The 19296-nt window shown below is 30.0% G+C and carries 21 protein-coding genes; all 21 read left to right on the top strand.

Features of this window, described 5'->3' with window-relative positions; genetic code table 11:
* The first annotated feature begins 55 nt into the window (after positions 1–55).
* The 21 genes from sigG (at position 56) to rpoZ (ending at position 19294) form a co-directional block, all read left to right on the top strand.
* Positions 56–829, top strand: a complete 774-nt coding sequence (sigG, locus tag Q6H37_RS23145) for an RNA polymerase sporulation sigma factor SigG (protein WP_029161429.1) — start codon at positions 56–58, stop codon at positions 827–829.
* A gap of 147 nt (positions 830–976) precedes the next feature.
* The gene (locus tag Q6H37_RS23140) at positions 977–1240 is read left to right on the top strand and encodes a YlmC/YmxH family sporulation protein (protein WP_318736920.1); all 264 of its coding nucleotides are present in this window, start codon (positions 977–979) and stop codon (positions 1238–1240) included.
* Between the two features lie 92 nt (positions 1241–1332).
* Positions 1333–1788 (top strand): transcriptional regulator NrdR, encoded by a 456-nt coding sequence (gene nrdR / locus Q6H37_RS23135; protein ID WP_318736919.1) that lies wholly within the window; start codon positions 1333–1335, stop codon positions 1786–1788.
* A gap of 162 nt (positions 1789–1950) precedes the next feature.
* Positions 1951–2658: a peptidoglycan editing factor PgeF gene (pgeF, locus tag Q6H37_RS23130; RefSeq protein ID WP_318736917.1), complete on the top strand. Its 708-nt coding sequence runs from the start codon at positions 1951–1953 to the stop codon at positions 2656–2658.
* A gap of 27 nt (positions 2659–2685) precedes the next feature.
* A complete protein-coding gene (locus tag Q6H37_RS23125; RefSeq protein WP_007061492.1) occupies positions 2686–3381 on the top strand; it encodes a response regulator transcription factor in 696 nt (231 codons plus the stop codon).
* Between the two features lie 12 nt (positions 3382–3393).
* Positions 3394–5094 (top strand): ATP-binding protein, encoded by a 1701-nt coding sequence (locus tag Q6H37_RS23120; RefSeq protein WP_318736915.1) that lies wholly within the window; start codon positions 3394–3396, stop codon positions 5092–5094.
* A 317-nt stretch (positions 5095–5411) separates the two neighbouring features.
* Positions 5412–6302, top strand: a complete 891-nt coding sequence (locus Q6H37_RS23115) for a phosphate ABC transporter substrate-binding protein (protein ID WP_318736913.1) — start codon at positions 5412–5414, stop codon at positions 6300–6302.
* A gap of 61 nt (positions 6303–6363) precedes the next feature.
* Positions 6364–7269, top strand: a complete 906-nt coding sequence (gene pstC, locus Q6H37_RS23110) for a phosphate ABC transporter permease subunit PstC (protein ID WP_318736912.1) — start codon at positions 6364–6366, stop codon at positions 7267–7269.
* Positions 7270–8157, top strand: a complete 888-nt coding sequence (pstA, locus tag Q6H37_RS23105) for a phosphate ABC transporter permease PstA (protein WP_318736910.1) — start codon at positions 7270–7272, stop codon at positions 8155–8157.
* Positions 8158–8169: 12 nt separating this feature from the next.
* Positions 8170–8919, top strand: coding sequence for a phosphate ABC transporter ATP-binding protein PstB (gene pstB / locus Q6H37_RS23100; protein WP_318736908.1), 750 nt, complete (start codon positions 8170–8172; stop codon positions 8917–8919).
* A gap of 66 nt (positions 8920–8985) precedes the next feature.
* The gene (gene phoU / locus Q6H37_RS23095) at positions 8986–9642 is read left to right on the top strand and encodes a phosphate signaling complex protein PhoU (protein ID WP_007064510.1); all 657 of its coding nucleotides are present in this window, start codon (positions 8986–8988) and stop codon (positions 9640–9642) included.
* Positions 9643–10020: 378 nt separating this feature from the next.
* Complete coding sequence (locus Q6H37_RS23090) at positions 10021–10644, top strand: DUF47 domain-containing protein (protein ID WP_318736906.1); 624 nt, start codon at positions 10021–10023, stop codon at positions 10642–10644.
* Entirely contained in the window at positions 10637–11641 is a 1005-nt protein-coding gene (locus Q6H37_RS23085) for an inorganic phosphate transporter (RefSeq protein ID WP_318736903.1), read from the top strand. Before Q6H37_RS23090 ends, Q6H37_RS23085 begins: the two co-directional genes overlap by 8 nt.
* Positions 11642–11807: 166 nt before the next feature.
* Positions 11808–13142 (top strand): DUF512 domain-containing protein, encoded by a 1335-nt coding sequence (locus Q6H37_RS23080; RefSeq protein ID WP_318736901.1) that lies wholly within the window; start codon positions 11808–11810, stop codon positions 13140–13142.
* Between the two features lie 2 nt (positions 13143–13144).
* Positions 13145–14461: a ribosome biogenesis GTPase Der gene (gene der / locus Q6H37_RS23075; protein ID WP_318736899.1), complete on the top strand. Its 1317-nt coding sequence runs from the start codon at positions 13145–13147 to the stop codon at positions 14459–14461.
* Positions 14462–14463: 2 nt separating this feature from the next.
* The gene (locus tag Q6H37_RS23070) at positions 14464–15462 is read left to right on the top strand and encodes an NAD(P)H-dependent glycerol-3-phosphate dehydrogenase (protein ID WP_318736897.1); all 999 of its coding nucleotides are present in this window, start codon (positions 14464–14466) and stop codon (positions 15460–15462) included.
* An 86-nt stretch (positions 15463–15548) separates the two neighbouring features.
* Positions 15549–17027, top strand: a complete 1479-nt coding sequence (spoIVA, locus tag Q6H37_RS23065; protein ID WP_318736896.1) for a stage IV sporulation protein A — start codon at positions 15549–15551, stop codon at positions 17025–17027.
* A gap of 265 nt (positions 17028–17292) precedes the next feature.
* Complete coding sequence (locus tag Q6H37_RS23060; RefSeq protein WP_318736894.1) at positions 17293–18171, top strand: YicC/YloC family endoribonuclease; 879 nt, start codon at positions 17293–17295, stop codon at positions 18169–18171.
* A 16-nt stretch (positions 18172–18187) separates the two neighbouring features.
* Positions 18188–18466: an extracellular matrix/biofilm regulator RemA gene (gene remA / locus Q6H37_RS23055; RefSeq protein WP_007061476.1), complete on the top strand. Its 279-nt coding sequence runs from the start codon at positions 18188–18190 to the stop codon at positions 18464–18466.
* On the top strand, positions 18466–19095 hold the full coding sequence (gene gmk / locus Q6H37_RS23050; protein WP_318736891.1) for a guanylate kinase: 630 nt from the start codon (positions 18466–18468) through the stop codon (positions 19093–19095). Before remA ends, gmk begins: the two co-directional genes overlap by 1 nt.
* Entirely contained in the window at positions 19076–19294 is a 219-nt protein-coding gene (rpoZ, locus tag Q6H37_RS23045; RefSeq protein ID WP_318736889.1) for a DNA-directed RNA polymerase subunit omega, read from the top strand. Before gmk ends, rpoZ begins: the two co-directional genes overlap by 20 nt.
* Positions 19295–19296: the final 2 nt, after the last annotated feature.

Raw genomic sequence — 19296 nt, 5'->3', positions numbered from 1 at the left:
TCGCTCCTTAGGAAACAATTAAAATGCGATATATTCTGAAGGGGCTGATAACTTTATGATAATTAATAAAGTTGAAATTTGTGGTGTAAACACAGCAAAACTACCAGTTTTAAAAGAAAAAGAGATGAAAGAATTATTAATAAGTATGAGAAATGGAGATGTAAGCTGTAGGGAAAAATTTATAAAAAGCAATTTAAGATTAGTACTAAGTGTGATTCAAAGATTCAATAACAGGGGAGAAAATGTAGACGATTTATTTCAAGTAGGATGTATAGGGCTAATCAAATCAATTGATAATTTTGACTTGAGCCAAAATGTAAAATTCTCTACATATGCTGTACCAATGATTATTGGTGAAATAAGAAGATATTTAAGAGATAACAATTCTATAAGAGTAAGTAGATCACTTAGGGATATTGCTTATAGAGCATTGCAGGTTAGGGATAAACTTATAAGTGAAAATAATAAAGAACCTACAGTATCACAAATAGCAAAAGAATTAAAGGTTCCTAGAGAGGAAGTGGTATTTGCTTTAGATGCTATACAAGATCCAGTATCACTATTTGAGCCAATTTATCATGATGGAGGCGATGCAATTTATGTAATGGATCAAATAAGTGATAACAAAAATATGGATGATAGCTGGCTTGAAAATATAGCCATAAAGGAAGCTATGAAAAAATTAAATGACAGAGAAAAACTCATACTTAATTTAAGATTCTTTGATGGAAGAACTCAAATGGAAGTGGCAGATGAAATAGGTATATCTCAAGCACAGGTATCTAGGCTTGAAAAAACTGCTTTAAGACATATGAGAAAATATGTTTAAACATTAGTAATTATATTGTTTATAGATAAGTTGTATAGAATGCTGAAAATATAAGATTATTTAATATTTTCAGCATTTTTTGTTGTGGTAATTAATAATTAATATAACTCATATATTAATAAAAAGAGATAAAATGAGGTGATAAAAGTGGAAGATGAAAAAGGATTATACTCTATAAGTAATTTAAGATCCATGGAAATTATAGAGATAAATACTGGAGCAAAATTAGGTTTTATAAAAGATTTAAAAGTAGATTGTGATGAATGTAAAGTTATATCAATTATTTTGCCTTCTGGAAAAATGTCTTGGTTTGGTAAAAGTGATGATATAGAAATTCCATGGGAAAATATTAAAAAGATAGGCATAGATGTGGTTTTGGTAGAAACTAATGATTTTGGTATAAAAGATTAATAGTAGAAATTTATTAAAAAAAGTGTATAATATATATATTGAGTATTTTTAAAGCTAAGGTAAAAATTGATTTTAAAAGGACGTGAATAGATGTGAAATGCCCTTACTGCGGCTATGCGGAAAGTAAAGTTGTAGATTCTAGATCTACAGAGGACAATATGTCTATTAGAAGAAGAAGAGAATGTTTGAAGTGCAGTAAAAGATATACTACATATGAAAAAGTTGAAAATGTACCTATACTAGTAATAAAGAAAAATATGAATAGAGAATATTTTGATAGAACTAAAATAATAAATGGTTTAATAAAAGCTTGTCAAAAAAGACCTGTGTCTAGACAACAGATAGAAAGCATAGCTTACGAAGTTGAAAAGACAATAAACAATCAAATGCTGACAGAAGTACATTCCGAATATATTGGAGAAATGATAATGGAAAGCCTTAAAAATATAGATGAAGTTTCCTATGTTAGATTTGCATCTGTATATAGGCAATTTAAAGATATAAATACCTTTATGGAAGAAATTAAAAATTTAATTAGTGATAAGTAAGTGGTATGCTGAATTAGTATACCACTTATTTATTATTAAACTTAATTTATTTTTATTAAAAGCATGCTGTGTTAAATTTAGGTTAAAACAACTAAATTTTTCTGTGTCTACAAAACAAACAATGTTAAAATATAATTAACAGTTAGTTAATGGAGGAGTAAAATGGAAGAATTAAGAATTGAGAATTATAAATTTATAAAAGTGTCTTTAGAAGGAGCAGATATGATTTTTTCTACTGCAGAAGGTGGGTTAGATTTTAATAAAAATTCGTCTAATGGAAAAAAAAGTTTGCAAAATATAAAAAAATGGTTTGGAGTAAATGAAATTGGATTTTTAAATCAAATACATAGTGATAAAATTATTGAGTACAAAAATGAAACAGAAGAAGGGGATGCTTTAATTACAGACAAAAAAAATACAGCAATAGGTGTATTTACTGCAGATTGTGTTCCAGTTCTTTTATATGATAAAAATAAAAAGGTAATAGCAGCAGTGCATAGTGGGTGGAAAGGAACTTTTGATTGTATATTGCTAAAAACAATTGAAAAAATGGAACAACAATATGAAACTAAATGTGAGGATTTAATAGCTTATATAGGACCACATATACATGAATGTTGTTATGAAGTAGGATTTGATCTTATAGATAAATTTAAGGGTTTAGAAATATACAAAGATGTGAACATATGCAGTGGAAGGTATTTAAGTTTGAAAAAATGCATACTACATCAGCTAAATTTAAAGAATATAAATAAGAGTAATATAAAAGATTTAGATATATGTACCTTCTGCAGTACAGAATATAAAACTCATTCTTATAGAAGAGATAAAAATCAAGGAAGATTATTTTCATTTATTTATTTAAAATAGTTTTTAATGGAGTGGGAGGGAAAATTAGTGTCAGAAGAAAAAATACTTATTGTAGACGATGAAGAACACATAACAGAATTGATAAAATTCAATTTGGAGAATAGTGGATATAAGACTATTTGTGCGGATAATGGTTTAGATGCAATAAAGAAAGCTAAAAGGGATACTCCAAATCTTATATTATTAGATATTATGTTGCCTGGAATGGATGGATATGATGTATGTAAGGAAATTAGAAAAGATAATTCCATATCCTCAACTCCTATAATAATGATAACTGCTAAGGGAGAAGAATTTGATAAAGTATTAGGTTTAGAGTTAGGAGCAGATGATTACATTACTAAGCCTTTTTCTATAAGAGAATTATTAGCTAGGGTAAAAGCAATTCTTAGAAGAACTACAGCTAAATCTATAGATAAAAACTTTGGTTTTGGAAAAATTAACATAAATTTTGAAAAACATGAAATTTTAAAAGATGGTGTTAAATTAGACCTTACTTTAAAGGAATTTGAAGTATTGGAACTCTTAATAAAAAATAGAGGAAGAGTCATGACGAGAGATTTTTTATTGGATAAAGTGTGGGGATATGAATATATAGGTGAAACAAGAACTGTGGATGTTCATATAAGACACTTAAGACAAAAAATAGAGGAGGATGATAAAAATCCAAAATATATAGAAACTATTCGTGGAATAGGATACAGGTTCAATTCAGAAGAGTAGTTGGTGATTAAAATGAAAAAAAAATTAATGATAACAATGCTCATTACATTGCTTCTTACATTTTCTATAGTTACTACCTTATTTGTAATTATTGAAAATTATCAATATATGCAAAACACAAAAGAAAATTTGAGAATAAATAATCAAATTGTAGTAAATGTGTTAAAGACAGAAGGATTTAATAATAAAAATTTTTCTTTCAAGAATAATTTTAAAAATGATGTTATTAGAGAAACATTAATAGATAAAAAAGGAAAAGTATTAAGCGATACTATAGCAGATGCCGAAACAATGGATAATCATAATGAGAGAAAAGAAGTTAAGGACGCAAGAAAATATGGTACGGGGTATAGTACACGATATAGTGCTACTTTGGGGAAGAAGACTTTGTATTTTGCTACAGCTGTTGATAATGGTTATGTGGTAAGAAGCGCTATAGCCATGCAAATTATTAAAGGAATAGAAATGAGCTATCTGAAATATTATATAATTGCTATGATGTTTTCAATTATGGTTTCTATAATATTTGCATCAAAGCTTTCTCATACCATAGTTAAACCCATTAAAGAATTAGAATTTACTACTTCAAGTATTGCTTCAGGAAAATTGGATAAAAGAGTAAAGGCTAGTTCTAAAGATGAAATAGGTCAATTAGCCATAACTTTTAATAATATGGCAGATAAACTTAATAATACCCTGAATGATGTTTTAGATAAGCAAAATAAATTGGAAGCAATATTAAAGAGCATGGACAGTGGAGTTATAGCTGTAGATGTAAACTACAAAATTATTATGATAAATCCTTATGCAAAAAAAATATTTGGTATAAATAAAGACATTATAGGTGAAAATCTTATGGACAATATAAGAGATTTTGAGTTTGAAGATGTATTTAAAAATACTGATGAAGACTATGTAGAAATAAAGATATTGTGGCCTAAGGAAAGAAATTTAAGAATAAGGACTGCTGATATAATTAATGTTAGAGAAAAAATTGGTACAGTTGCTGTAGTACAAGATATAACTGATATAAAAAGATTGGAAAATATGAGGACTCAATTTGTAGCCAATGTTTCTCATGAGCTTAAAACACCATTAACTTCAATAAAGGGATTTGCAGAAACTTTGAGATATGTAGATGATTTTGAAAACAAAGAAAAGTTTTTAAATATTATAAATGATGAAGCTGATAGATTAACAAGATTAATTAATGATACCCTGACACTTTCGCATATTGAAAGTAGTATAGAGAATAAGGAAGAAGAAATAGATGTAAACTTTATTATAAAAGATGTATGTTGTTTAGTTAAAAATTCGGCTGAAAAGAAGAATATTAAGGTTCTTACAATGGGAGATAAGGTTCCTAATTTAAAAGGAGATAATGATAGATTTAAACAAATGCTTATAAATCTAGTGGATAATGCAATAAAATATTCTGATAACAATGGAATTGTAAAAATAGGCACTAAGCTTGAAAATAATAATTGCATAATATGGGTTGAAGATAAAGGTGTTGGTATATCAAAAGAACATATAGATAGAATCTTTGAAAGATTTTATAGGGTTGATAAAGCAAGATCAAGAGCTCAAGGTGGAACAGGATTAGGCCTTGCTATTGTAAAACATATAGTTATGGCTCTTAATGGAAATATTAGAGTGGAAAGTGAGATAGGAAAAGGAAGCAAATTTATTTTGGAAATACCTATTGTATGATTTTTAGCATATTACTATACCAATTGTTTATGCTTAGAATAAACAATTTTAACGTTTATGTTAGCAATGTTAAGAGTTTGTTAAGTAAGTAAAATTAAATGATTTTGTTGAATATTGTGAAAAGAACCTTTGTATATAGAGTATGCAAAGGTTCTTTTATTATATTTTCAATAAAAATGGTGAAAATAAATAAATTTCCAATGTTAATTTTAATTAACCTATGTATAATAATGGGTTAACTTTGTAAAGTTATCATAGTATTCATAGGGAATAATTTAAAATTAATAAACGTTGAAAGTTTTAGGAGGTTCGTATTAATGAAGAAAAAGAGTTTAAAAATTATAATAGCTGCATTAGCAGTTACCATGGTAACTGGTGTATTTGCAGGATGTGGATCAAAAGAACAATCATCTTCAGGAGATACTAAAAAGGAAGTTTCAGGTTCAATAACATTGGCAGGATCTACAGCGCTTCAACCATTGGCTGATCAAGCAGGAAAGAAATTTACTGAAAAAAATTCTAAAGCTACTATTAATGTTCAAGGTGGAGGTAGTGGTACTGGAATAAAATTAGTATCTGAAGGCACTGCTGATATAGGAAACTCTGATATAACAGCAGAAGCGGCCAAGCTAGATGCACAAAAGGCAAAAGAATTAGTTGATCATAAAGTTTGTGCTATTGGTTTTGCAGTAGTTGTAAATAAAGAAGTTAAAGTTGATTCTTTAACAAAAGATCAGATACAAAAAATATTTACTGGTGAAATTACTAACTGGAACCAAGTTGGAGGAGACAACCTACCTATAAATGTAATTAATAGAGCAAAATCTTCTGGTACAAGAGCAACATTTAAAGATACAGTAATGGGTGGAAAAGATGAAAAGGACGGACTAGGAACTACACAAGATTCAAACGGAAACGTTGAAAAAGGAATACAGTCTACAAAAGGTTCTATAAGTTATTTAGCGCTGTCATATTTAAGTGATAAAGTTAAAGAAAGTGTAAAACCATTAAAAATAGATGGAGTAGATGCAACTGAAGAAAATATAACTGCTGGAAAATATCTTTTCTGGTCATATGAGCATATGTATACAAAGGGAGAAGCTAAGGATTTATCAAAAGCATTTATTGATTACATGTTGAGCAGCGAAAATAGTGATTTAGTTAAAAAATTAGGATATATTCCAATGAGCGAAATTAAAAATAAATAAAGTTTTTTATGGGGCTGGCTGTTAATCAGTCAGCCATTAAATTAATATTGAGGTAGAGAGTATGGAGAATAGTATAAAGAAAAGAACCTTTTGGAAAAAGTTAAAAACTGAATATTTAGGAAGAAGTTTTGCCATATTTTGTGGAATGTTAATAATAATTTTAACTTTAAGTATAATAGGATTTGTAACTGTAAAGGGATTAAATACTTTTATAAAGCATGGATATTCATTAAAAGACTTTTTATTTACTGCAAATTGGAATCCAGATAGTGAAAAACCTAAATTGGGAGCACTTATATTTATTGTAGGTTCTACTTTAGTATCCATAGGTGCAGTTATTTTGAGTGCACCAATAAGTATTGCACTAGCAATTTTTATGAACTTTATTTCACCAAGGATTGGAAATAAATTAGTTCAACCTGCATTGGAATTGTTCGTAGGAATACCTTCAGTCGTTTATGGCTGGATAGGATTTAGTGTTTTACTACCTCTTATTAAAAAAGGCTTTGGAGGTATTGGATTTAGCTTAATAGCAGGTATTATAGTATTAAGTATTATGATATTGCCAACTATAGCTAGTTTATCAGCAGATGCTGTTAGAGTTGTACCTAAGAGCTATTTAGAGGCATCCTATGGATTAGGTGCAACCAGATGGCAAACTATAAGCAAAGTTATATTACCAGCAGCCAAAAGTGGTATATTAACTTCAATAGTATTAGGACTTGCAAGAGCTTTTGGAGAAGCTTTAGCTGTTCAAATGGTTATAGGTAATTCCATTAAATTTCCTAAAAATTTAGTAAGCCCAACAGCTACATTGACTAGTATTTTAACTATGGATATGGGAAATACAATATCAGGAACAGCATGGAATGATGCGTTGTGGTCGCTTGCTTTATTGCTTTTAGTTATATCATTTTTATTTATTTTGCTAATAAGAGCCATTGGAAAAAGGAGTGAACTTAAATAAATGGATGCTAAGTTAAAAGATAAAATATGGACAGGAATTTTATATGTTGTATCTGGATTTGTAATATTACTTCTAATGGCCTTGATAGGATATATATTATATAAGGGCGGAAATTCATTAAATCCTTCTTTCTTGTTTGGAAAACCTAAAGTAGGTGAAGCTGGAGGTGGAATAGGTCCTCAGCTATTTAATTCCTTCTACATGCTAGTAGTATCTTTAGTAATAACTGTGCCTTTTGGAGTAGGTGCAGGTATATATTTAGCAGAATATGCGAGAGAAGGATTTTTATTAAATATAATAAGGTTATGTATTGAAACTATGGCTTCATTGCCTTCTATAGTAGTAGGTCTTTTTGGTCTTTTAGTATTTGTTGGTATGACGAATTGGGGGTTTACACTTTTATCAGGAGCATTAGCTATAGCAGTGCTAAATCTGCCATCTTTAACAAGAGTTAGTGAAAGTGCTATAATAGCCGCTGGTAAATCTGTGAAGGAAGCAAGTCTTGGACTTGGAGCAACTAAATGGCAAACTATAAAAAATGTTATATTGCCTTCTGCCATTCCTCAAATTTTAACAGGAATAATATTGGCATCAGGAAGAATATTTGGTGAAGCAGCAGCGCTTTTGTATACTGCAGGTATGAGTGCACCAGTACTCCCATTTGATAGCTTTAGTTTAGTTGGAAAATCATCTCCTTTCAGTGTAATGAGACCTGCAGAAACATTAGCAGTATACATTTGGAAGCTCAATTCTGAAGGAATGGTACCAGATGCAACAGCTATAGCAAATAAAGCATCAGCGGTACTTATAATAATGGTTTTGTTATTTAATTTAACTGCTAGAATATTAGGAAAAAAAATATATGAATCTTATGCTGGTAAAAAATAAGGAGGAAGCTAAATGGGTATAATACAAACTAAGGCACTTGATTTATACTATGGAAATACTCAAGCCTTGAAAAAAATAAACTTGGATGTAGAAAAGAATGCAGTTACAGCATTAATAGGTCCATCAGGTTGCGGTAAGTCTACCTTTTTAAGAACTTTAAATAGAATGAACGATTTAATAGACTCTGTAAAAATAGAAGGAGAAGTACTATTTGAAGGTAAGAATATATATAAGGATTATGATGTAATAGATCTTAGAAAAAGAATAGGAATGGTTTTTCAAAAGGCTAATCCTTTTCCAATGTCTATATATGACAATATAGTATATGGACCCAAGATACATGGAGTAAAAGATAAAAGTAAGTTAGATGAATTGGTTGAAAGTAGTTTAAAAGGTGCTGTACTTTGGGATGAAGTAAAAGATAGATTAAATAAAAGTGCACTAGGACTTTCTGGGGGTCAGCAGCAGAGATTATGCATTGCAAGAACGTTAGCAGTAGAGCCAGAGGTATTACTGATGGATGAACCAACTTCTGCATTAGATCCAATATCTACATTAAAAATAGAAGAACTTATGGATGAGTTAAAGAAAAAGTATACTATAATTATAGTTACGCATAATATGCAGCAGGCAGGAAGAATATCAGATTATACAGCATTTTTTCTTAATGGAGAGATAGTTGAAAATGGAAAAACTGAAAGTATTTTTTATAAACCTCAGGATAAAAGAACAGAGGATTATATAACAGGAAGATTTGGTTAAAACTGTTTGTAGATAAAAGCATATAATACAATAATGTAAACTTAATTTAAATAGAGGTGAGTATGAATGACTAGGACCGGATTTGATATTGCTTTAAAAGAACTTCATAATGATTTATTAAGAATGGGAAGCATAGTTGAAAAACAGATACATCAGTGTATAGAATCATTAGTTAATAAAGATGTTGAATTAGCAGATAACATAATAAAGAACGATGATTTGGTAGATGATCTTCAAAAGGAAATAGAAAATAAATGCATAAGATTAATAGCTAAAGAACAACCCTTGGCTATAGATTTAAGAACTATTTTTACAACTACTAAGTTAGTAACAGATCTTGAAAGAATGGCAGATTATGCAGTAGACATAGCAAAAATAACAAAAAGACTTAAAAATGAACAGTATGTTAAGGAACTTATAGATATTCCTAAAATGTCGGAGATAGTTAAAAAGATGATAAGAAGTGGGTTAGATGCTTATGTAGCTGCAGATGTGGATAAGGCCTATGAAGTGTGTAAAATGGATGATGAAATAGATAACTTGTATAAAAATGTTTTTACTGAAATGCTAACTATAATGGCAAACAATAATCAAAATATAAATCAAATAACCCAACTTTTATTTGTGTGTAAATATTTAGAAAGAGTTGGCGATCATGTGACTAATATATGTGAATGGACTATATATTTAGTTACAGGAGAATTAAAAGATTTAAATGAATAAAACATTTTGAATTTTATAGAAAAATGAACTTTTGAAAATGATTACATGCATTATGATTTCTATAATATTAGGATACCAGCATATGGATTGATATGCTGGCATCCATTTTTGTGCAATTTATTTTTTTGTTAAAGTGTGATTTGTGCTTGTTTAAATATTTCCTTATAATTAGTAAATACAAACTAGAAACATAAAGAAGAAAAAAGTATAATGATGTAATATAATGTAGAAAAAATATTTGAAATAAGTTTATACAAACACTGTATAAAAGAGTTATTGAGTAAAATATATGTTAATTTTCTGTTTTATTTTTGTAAAATCTATGGTATACTTTATAAGGTCGAAAATTTATACTTTTAGATTCAGGAGGGATAAAGATTGTTTAGTTTGACTCCAAAAGAAGACAAATTTTTCGAATTTTTCGTAGAAACTGCTAATATAGCTTATAAAGCATCAAATATGTTGGTAGAGTTTCTAAAGGATCTTGACAATTCAGAGGAAAATTTAAAAAAACTTAAAGAGGTGGAACACGAAGGAGATAGAAAACAACATCAAATACTTGAACAACTTAATAAAACATTTATAACACCCTTTGACAGAGAGGATATTTACATAATAGCAAAGGATATGGACGATATTATAGATCTTATAGAGTCTGCTGCAAGCAGATTTGTTATGCTAAATGTAAGTAATACCACAAAGGAAGCAATTATATTAGGTGATATGATTGCAGCAAGTTGTAAAGAAATTATTACTCTCATGGAAGAATTGAAAAATATGAAAACCAGTAAATATCTAAATAAAAAAATTATAGAAATTAATAGAATTGAAGAAGAAGGAGACAGAGTTTCAAGAAGAGCTATTGGTGATCTCTTCAGATCAAATATTGAAGTTATTGAAGTTATTAAATGGAGAGAAATTTATCAGTATTTAGAGGATACTTTAGATGCTTGTGAAGACATAGCTAATGTAATTGAAGGAGTAGTAATGAAAAATGCTTAGTGGAACTTTGATTTTAATATCGGTCATAATTGTTACTGCTTTAATTTTTGATTTTATTAATGGCTTCCATGATAGCGCCAATGCTATAGCATGTTCTGTATCTACTAGGGTTTTAACGTTAAAGCAGGCAGTTATAATGTCAGCCACATTAAACTTTATTGGAGCTTTTGTTTGGGAAGGAGTTGCTAAAACTATAGGTAGTGGTATCGTAGATCCCAATCATATATCACAAACTGTAATTGTAGCTGCTTTGATTGGTGCAATAGTATGGAATATAATAACATGGTATTTTGGAATTCCAAGTAGTTCTTCACATGCCCTTATAGGAGGATTAATTGGATCTGCAATGGTTTTTCAATGGTCTTTCAGTATAGTTAATTGGTCAAATTTATTTTGGAAAGTTATAATATGGATTTTTTTATCGCCTATGATAGGATTTGTTATAGGATTTGTAGTTATGACTATTATGAATACTGCTTTAAGAATTATGGAAGCAAGACCTTCATCTGTTAGCAAAATTTTTTCCAAGGCTCAAATATGTTCAGGAGCGTTTATAGCTTTTAATCATGGATGTAATGATTCTCAAAAATCTATGGGAATTATTACGATGGCACTTATAAGTGGTAATTTTATAACACAGTTTGAAATACCAAATTGGGTAAAGATTTGCTGTGCTTTAGCTATGGCGTTAGGCACAAGTCTCGGAGGAAAAAAGATTATTAAAACCATGGGCACAGGTATGACCAAACTTGCACCTATTAATGGATTTACAGCTGAAATGAGTGCATCAACAGTAATGCTTACTGCAACTTTGTTAAATGCACCAGTAAGTACAACTCATATAATTACTGGCTCTATAATGGGAGTTGGTGCATCTAAAAGATTTTCAGCAGTAAAATGGGTTATAGCCAAAGATATTGTAACTGCTTGGGTGATTACTATACCAGCCAGTGCTTCAATTGCAGCTTTAGCAATGTTTTTAATAAAATTACTTTAAAATGTGATTTACCCTTCTTAAATATGAAGGGTTTTTTTGTTTCCTTAAACAATAAAGCTAATACGTTGACTAAATAAACATATTAAGGTAATATTACTAAATGGATATTTTTTTAGTAACAGAGCCATATTGCGAGATGTCCATAGGTCAAAAAGGAGTTGTATATATGAAAAATCAAATAGCGCTAGTAGAACTGGGAAGTATTGCAGAAGAAATGGGAATAGAAGTAGGAGACTATTTATTAAGCATTAATGGCAAAATTGTTAAGGATATTATAGATTACAGATTTCTTATGTGTGATGAATATATTAATGTAGAAATAGAAAAGAAGTCTGGAGAGATATGGGAGTTAGAGATAGAAAAAGAGTATGATGAAAAGCTAGGAATACAATTTGCAGAGGCTATTTTAGATAAACCTAAAAGTTGTCATAATAATTGTATATTTTGCTTTATAGATCAATTGCCTAATGGTATGAGAGAAACTCTTTATTTTAAAGATGATGATTCAAGGCTTGCTTTTTTGCAAGGTAACTTTATAACATTGACTAATATGAAGGAAGAAGATATAGACAGGATAATTCAATATAAAATTAGTCCAATAAATGTATCTGTTCATACGACAAACTCTGAACTTAGAATTAAAATGATTAACAATAGGTTTGCAGGAAATGTTTATGACAGATTAAAAAGACTATCTGAAGCAGGTATAAAAATGAATTGCCAAGTGGTGTCTTGTCCAGGAATAAATAATGGAAAAGAGCTGCAAAAAACCATAGAAGATTTATATAAACTGTATCCACAAATTGAAAATTTAGCAGTAGTTCCAGTAGGTGTTACAAAGTATAGAGAAGGATTATACGAGCTTAAATTATATGATAAAAAAACAGCACAAGAGGAATTAGATAGAATTTCTGAAATTCAAAAAAAGTATATAAAAGAAATAGGATCTCCATTTGTAAGATTATCAGATGAATTTTATGTTCTAGCAGAAAGGGATGTTCCTTCGTCAGACTTTTACGATGGCTTTGAACAGCTGGAAGATGGAATAGGCATGATAAGAGTTTTTAGAGATACTATTGAAAGTTCTTTAAAAAATTTGAAGAAAGATATAAAGGGTTCTTTTACTGTTATTACAGGAGTTTCTGCTTATGAAGAAATAGTTAAGGGTACTCAAAAAATATGCAATGTTAATAATAAAATTAATATAAAGGTTGAAAAGATAATTAATGATTTTTTTGGCCATACTATAACTGTAGCAGGACTTGTAACTGGTGGAGATATAATCCAGCAGTTAAAGGAAGTAGAGCTAGGAGAGTATATTATAATTCCTAATGTTATGCTGAGAAAAGGATATGAACTTGCCTCAAATAATGAAAAAGTATTTTTGGATGATGTTACTATAGAACAATTAGGAAAGGCTTTAAAGAGAAAAGTTATCATATGTGACTTCACAGGAGAGGATTTAATAAATATAATAAATGATCATTGTAAGGAGGAATAAAAATGGGAAAACCAATAGTAGCGATAGTAGGAAGACCTAATGTAGGAAAATCTACATTGTTTAATAAAATGGCTGGAAAGAGAATATCTATAGTTCAAGATACACCAGGTGTTACTAGGGACAGAATATATGCAGAGGCTGAGTGGCTTAAGTATAATTTTACTATAATTGATACAGGTGGTATAGAACCTGAAAATAGTGATATAATAATTTCTCAAATGAGAAGACAGGCAACAATGGCAGTTGAAACTGCAAATGTCATAGTATTTATAGTAGATGGTAAACAAGGACTTACAGATGCTGATAAAGAAGTAGCTCAAATGCTTAGAAAAAGTAAAAAACCTGTAGTACTTGTAGTTAACAAAATAGATAGTTTAAAGGATGAAGATAATGCATATGAATTTTATAATCTAGGAATAGGAGAGCCTATTGCTATATCAGCTTCACAAGCACTTGGACTTGGAGATATGCTAGATAAAGTTGTATCATATTTTGATGATGACAAATTAGATGATGAAGATGATGAGTATATAAAGATAGCATTTGTAGGAAAACCTAATGTAGGAAAGTCATCTCTTATCAACAAGCTTTTAGGAGAAGATAGGGTTATAGTAAGCGAGATACCTGGAACTACTAGGGATGCTATTGACAGCTATTTAGAAACAGAACAAGGCAAATTTACTCTTATTGATACAGCAGGGCTTAGAAGAAAAAGCAAGGTAAAGGAAGAAATTGAAAGATACAGTGTAATAAGAACTTATACAGCCATAGAAAGAGCAGATGTTTGTATACTTATGTTAGATGCTACTCACGGTATAACAGATCAGGATGAGAAAATAATAGGTTATGCTCATGAAATGAGTAAAGCTATTATGGTTATAGTAAATAAGTGGGATTTGGTGGAAAAGGATACAAACACCATGAATGCTTTTAAAAAGCAAATAGGAATGAATCTTTCATTTATGTCTTATGCTCCATATCTATTTATATCTGCAAAAACAGGACAGAGAGTTCAAAAAGTGTTAGATATGGTTAAGGAGTGCTATTCTAATTACTCTAAGAAAATAAAAACAGGTGTATTAAATGATGTAATAAGTAAAGCTGTAATGATGAAAGAACCTCCTATAGTGGGGACAAAAAGATTAAAGATATATTATGTTACACAAATAGGTACAAAAGCACCTACTTTTGTATTCTTTGTAAATGATCCATCATGTCTTCATTTTTCCTATGAGAGATATATTGAAAATCAATTAAGGGAAAATTTTGACTTTACGGGCACAGGTATAAAGCTGCAGTTTAGGGAAAGGAAGGAATAAATATGAGTTCTAAAGTTGCTTTTTTAGGTGGAGGAAGTTTTGGAACAGCGTTATCTATAATGCTAGCTAAAAAAGGAACTAAGGTTAAAGTTTGGGATAGAAACAAAAGTGTAGTAGATGATATTAATATCAAGAAAGAGAATATAAAATATTTGCATGGAGCAGTTATACCTGTTGGTGTAGAAGCTTCAGAAAATATGGAAGAAGTAATAAAAGATAGTGATTACATAGTAATTTCGGTTCCATCTCATGTGGTAAGAACAATATCTAGAGAAGTGGCAAAGTTTATTAATAAAGATCAAATAGTAATAAGTATAGCTAAAGGAATTGAAGAAAAGACTGGTAAGAGACTTTCACAAGTTATAAAAGAAGAATTGCCGTTAAATCATATAGTTATTTTATCAGGACCAAGCCATGCTGAAGAGGTAGCTCAGGACATACCAACTACTGTAGTTGCTGCTTCAGAAGATATAAAGTTTGCAGAGAATGTGCAGGATTTATTTATGACAAATAAATTTAGAGTTTACACTAATGATGATTTAATAGGAGTTGAAATAGGTGGTGCTGTTAAGAATATTATAGCACTAGCAGCAGGAATATCTGATGGTGTTGGATATGGTGACAACACAAAAGCTGCACTTATGACAAGAGGTATGAGTGAAATAATAAGAATTGGATTAGCTTTAGGTGGAAGAAGAGAAACTTTTTCAGGACTTACGGGTATAGGAGATCTTATAGTTACATGTACTAGTATGCACAGCAGAAATAGAAGAGCCGGTATACTTATAGGAAAAGGAACTGCTCCAGAAGAAGCTACAGAACAAATAGGAATGGTTGTAGAAGGCATAAAGGCCTGTAGGGCATTTTATGATTTAAAAGAAAGTTTAGGAGTTTCTATGCCTATAACAGACGTTTTGTATAAGGTACTTTTTGAAAGTAAAGATGTTAAGTATGGGGTTTATGAATTGATGACTAGAGACAAGAAAGAAGAAGTTTATTAAACAGTATAATTTTCATATTTAGTAATAAGTTGCCTCTCATTTTAATATATATATATTGTTAATATTAGAATATTGGGGGGTATACTTTGGAAAATTTTGATATATACAAAGACATAGCGGAAAGAACCCAGGGAGACATATATGTGGGAGTAGTAGGTCCTGTTAGAACTGGAAAATCTACATTTATAAAAAGATTTATGGAACTTATGGTATTGCCTAATATAGAAAATTCCTATAAAAAAGAAAGAGCTAAGGATGAATTACCTCAAAGTTCATCAGGAAAATCCATTCATACAACTGAGCCAAAGTTTGTACCAAATGAGGCAGTAGAAATAACTTTGGATGAAAGCACTAGGTTTAAGGTTAGAATGGTGGATTGTGTTGGATATATTGTAAAAAGTGCATTGGGATATATGGAAGGCGAAGAGGCAAAAATGGTTACTACACCTTGGTATGATTATGAAATACCTTTTGAAGAGGCAGCTGAAATAGGTACTAAAAAAGTTATAAACGAGCATTCTACTATAGGACTCTTAGTTACAACAGATGGATCTATTACAAATATAAGCAGAGATGATTATCTAGAAGCAGAGGAAAGAGTAGTAAATGAACTTAAATCAATAAATAAACCTTTTATGATAGTTCTTAATTCTCAGCACCCATATGACCCAGAAACTATGACTATTAAAAAAGATCTAGAGGATAAATATGATGTTCCTGTTCAGACCATGGATGTACTTAATATGAGACAGGAGGATATAACTAACATATTTCAAAGAATATTAAAAGAATTCCCAATTAAGGAAATAAACATTGATATGCCTGAATGGATTGAAAAGTTAGAAGCAAAGCATTGGCTTAAGGTAGATTTTATTAATGTTGTAAAAGATATGTGCAAGAACATATATAAGGTCAGAGATATAAACAAGTCTGTGGATAGTTTAAGCGATGTAGAATTTATAGGAAGATCAGATATAAATGAAATTAATATGGGAGAAGGCACTTCAAGGGTAAGTATAAATCCTAAGGAAGATTTATTCTATAGAGTACTCAGTGAAGTTTGTGATAGTGAAATAGCAGGAGAGAGCGATCTTTTGAGAGCAGTACAGGAGATGCATGAAGCAAAGATTGAATATGATAAGGTGGCAGATGCGTTAAGAGATGTTAGAGAGACAGGTTACGGATTAGTTGCTCCGCAGCTTTCAGAAATGAAATTGGAAGAGCCAGAAATAGTAAAGCAAGGTAATAGGTCAGGAGTTAAATTAAAAGCTAGCGCACCTTCATTACATTTTATAAGAGCAGATATCGAAACAGAAGTTTCTCCTATAATTGGTACAGAAAGAGAAAGTGAGCAAATGATTAAATCACTATTAGAACAGTTTGAAAATGATCCATCAAAGATATGGCAAAGCAATATGTTTGGTAAGTCTTTGGAAATACTGGTAAAAGAGGGACTTCAAAATAAATTGTATAAGATGCCTGAAGATGTTCAAATAAAAATACAAAAAACACTTCAGAAGATTATAAATGAAGGTAATGGTGGATTAATTTGCATTATATTATAAAAGTTCATATGTTAGCATATAATTTCATTAAAATAAGCCTGTGAATTTAAATTCACAGGCTTTGAAGCGTAATATACAATAATTTAAAATAAATTTTCAATATTTCATTAAATATGTTTATACCTTATATTTTGTGGTATAATTTTTATAAATGTATTTTAATCTTCTTATGATATTAGTAATTGTAAATTTATCTTGAAATTATTATTAATATTTATGTATAATTAGTATGGATTGGTAAGGTAAACACGGAAGGATGAAAAATATGATAAAAAGTATGACTGGTTTCGGAAGGGGAAGTACAGACCAAGAAGGTGGAAGATTTACAGTAGAAATAAAAACTGTTAATCATAGGTACTTTGATTTAAATATTAAAATGCCGAAGGCCTTTATAGCTCTTGAAGACAGAATGAGAAAACTTATTAAGGAAAAGATCAATAGAGGCAAAATTGATGTTTTTATCACGCAAAACAATTATGAAAAACAAGGTGTAAATGCCGTATTAAATGAGTCACTAGCTGATAGTTATGTGCAATGTTTAAACAAAATAAGAGAAAGATATGGTATACAAGAAAATATAACTGTATCACTTGTTGCGAAGTTTCCAGAAGTAATAACTGTAAAGCAAGAGGAAGAAGATTTAGAAATACTATGGAAATCTCTTAGAACTCCATTAGAAGATGCAGTGAATATGCTTGTTTCTATGAGAGAAAAAGAGGGAACAAAGTTGCAGCAAAATATATTTGTAAAGTGTGACTATATTAAATCCCTATTGGATAAAATAGAGAAAAGATCACCACAAGTAGTAGTGGAATATAGGCAAAAACTTACTACTAGGTTAAGTGAGCTAATGCAGGATTGTACAATAGACGAGAACAGAATTGCTATGGAAATTGCTTTGTTTGCAGATAAGGCTTGTCTAGACGAAGAAATTGTTAGATTAAATAGTCATTTGATTCAAGTGAAGGATACTTTAAATTTAGATGAACCTATAGGAAGAAAGTTGGATTTTATTGTTCAGGAAATGAATAGAGAAGCCAATACTATTGCGTCAAAGTCAAATGATTTAGAGATCACTAACTATGTATTAAATATAAAAAATGAAATTGAAAAAATTAGAGAACAAATTCAAAACATAGAGTAAAATTAGGAGGAAGCATATGGGTATAAAATTGATAAATATAGGTTTCGGAAATATAGTTTCAGCAAATAGATTAGTAGCTATAGTTAGTCCTGAGTCTGCACCTATAAAAAGAATAATACAAGAAGCTAGAGACAGGGGAATGCTTATAGATGCTACTTATGGAAGGAGAACAAGAGCTGTTATAATTACAGATAGTGATCATGTAATACTTTCAGCAGTTCAACCGGAAACTGTAGCACATAGATTGGCTTCAAAAGAAGAAGATGATGATGCAGTTAACGAGGTAGAGGAATAATGAAGGAAAAAGGGCTATTAGTGGTGATATCAGGTCCATCAGGAGCTGGTAAAGGAACTATATGCAAGGCTTTATTAGAAAAGAATGATTTTTGGCTTTCTGTTTCTGCAACTACGAGAAATCCAAGGGTAGGAGAAGTAGATGGCGCAAATTATTATTTTTTGAGTAAAGAAGAGTTTCAAAATAGAATAAAAAGTGAAGGATTTCTTGAATATGCAGAGGTTTATGGAAATTACTATGGAACACCTAAAGACAGTGTTTTATCAGCAGTAGATAGTGGTAAAGATGTAGTGCTGGAAATAGATATTCAAGGGGCTTTAAAGGTAAAAGAAACTTATCCAGAAGGAGTTTTCATTTTTATACTTCCTCCTTCTATGAAAGAATTAAGACAAAGGATAATAAACAGAGGAAGTGAAACTGAAGAGTCTTTAATGACAAGATTTAAAGCTGCATATAAAGAAATAAATTATGTTTCAAAATATAACTATGCAGTTGTAAATGACACTGTAGAAGAAGCAGTAAAAAAAATAGAAGGTATAGTTATAGCAGAAAGATGTAGAGTAGACAGAGTTAAAGAAAATATATTAGATTCAAAGGAGGGTATTATTCATGAGCAACTCTATGATTAATCCATCAGTGGTAGATTTATTAAAAAAAGTAGACAATAGATATACATTAGTTACAATGACAGCTAAAAGGGCTAGACAACTAATTGAAGGTGCAGAACCTATGGTAAGAATTACTTCTACTAAACCTGTTACAATAGCAATAAATGAAATTAGTCAAGGAGCAATTACTTATACTACAGTTAGAGAAGGTATTAAATAAAC

This window comes from Clostridium sp. JS66, assembly GCF_033561535.1.
GTDB classification, from domain to species: Bacteria; Bacillota; Clostridia; order Clostridiales; family Clostridiaceae; genus Clostridium_AM; species Clostridium_AM carboxidivorans.
Note: the sequence above shows the minus strand (reverse complement) of the source record. Positions and strands in the feature narration are given on the sequence as shown.

What these genes read in the sequence shown, in the direction of transcription:
- Q6H37_RS23070 (WP_318736897.1), top strand. Translation starts at nt 14,464, where the DNA reads ATGAGTTCTAAAGTTGCTTTTTTAGGTGGAGGAAGTTTTGGAACAGCG.
- Q6H37_RS23085 (WP_318736903.1), top strand. Translation starts at nt 10,637, where the DNA reads ATGCTTAGTGGAACTTTGATTTTAATATCGGTCATAATTGTTACTGCT.
- sigG (WP_029161429.1), top strand. Translation starts at nt 56, where the DNA reads ATGATAATTAATAAAGTTGAAATTTGTGGTGTAAACACAGCAAAACTA.
- gmk (WP_318736891.1), top strand. Translation starts at nt 18,466, where the DNA reads ATGAAGGAAAAAGGGCTATTAGTGGTGATATCAGGTCCATCAGGAGCT.
- Q6H37_RS23060 (WP_318736894.1), top strand. Translation starts at nt 17,293, where the DNA reads ATGATAAAAAGTATGACTGGTTTCGGAAGGGGAAGTACAGACCAAGAA.
- Q6H37_RS23115 (WP_318736913.1), top strand. Translation starts at nt 5,412, where the DNA reads ATGAAGAAAAAGAGTTTAAAAATTATAATAGCTGCATTAGCAGTTACC.
- phoU (WP_007064510.1), top strand. Translation starts at nt 8,986, where the DNA reads ATGACTAGGACCGGATTTGATATTGCTTTAAAAGAACTTCATAATGAT.
- Q6H37_RS23120 (WP_318736915.1), top strand. Translation starts at nt 3,394, where the DNA reads ATGAAAAAAAAATTAATGATAACAATGCTCATTACATTGCTTCTTACA.
- der (WP_318736899.1), top strand. Translation starts at nt 13,145, where the DNA reads ATGGGAAAACCAATAGTAGCGATAGTAGGAAGACCTAATGTAGGAAAA.
- pstA (WP_318736910.1), top strand. Translation starts at nt 7,270, where the DNA reads ATGGATGCTAAGTTAAAAGATAAAATATGGACAGGAATTTTATATGTT.
- pstC (WP_318736912.1), top strand. Translation starts at nt 6,364, where the DNA reads ATGGAGAATAGTATAAAGAAAAGAACCTTTTGGAAAAAGTTAAAAACT.
- pgeF (WP_318736917.1), top strand. Translation starts at nt 1,951, where the DNA reads ATGGAAGAATTAAGAATTGAGAATTATAAATTTATAAAAGTGTCTTTA.
- pstB (WP_318736908.1), top strand. Translation starts at nt 8,170, where the DNA reads ATGGGTATAATACAAACTAAGGCACTTGATTTATACTATGGAAATACT.
- remA (WP_007061476.1), top strand. Translation starts at nt 18,188, where the DNA reads ATGGGTATAAAATTGATAAATATAGGTTTCGGAAATATAGTTTCAGCA.
- rpoZ (WP_318736889.1), top strand. Translation starts at nt 19,076, where the DNA reads ATGAGCAACTCTATGATTAATCCATCAGTGGTAGATTTATTAAAAAAA.
- Q6H37_RS23080 (WP_318736901.1), top strand. Translation starts at nt 11,808, where the DNA reads ATGAAAAATCAAATAGCGCTAGTAGAACTGGGAAGTATTGCAGAAGAA.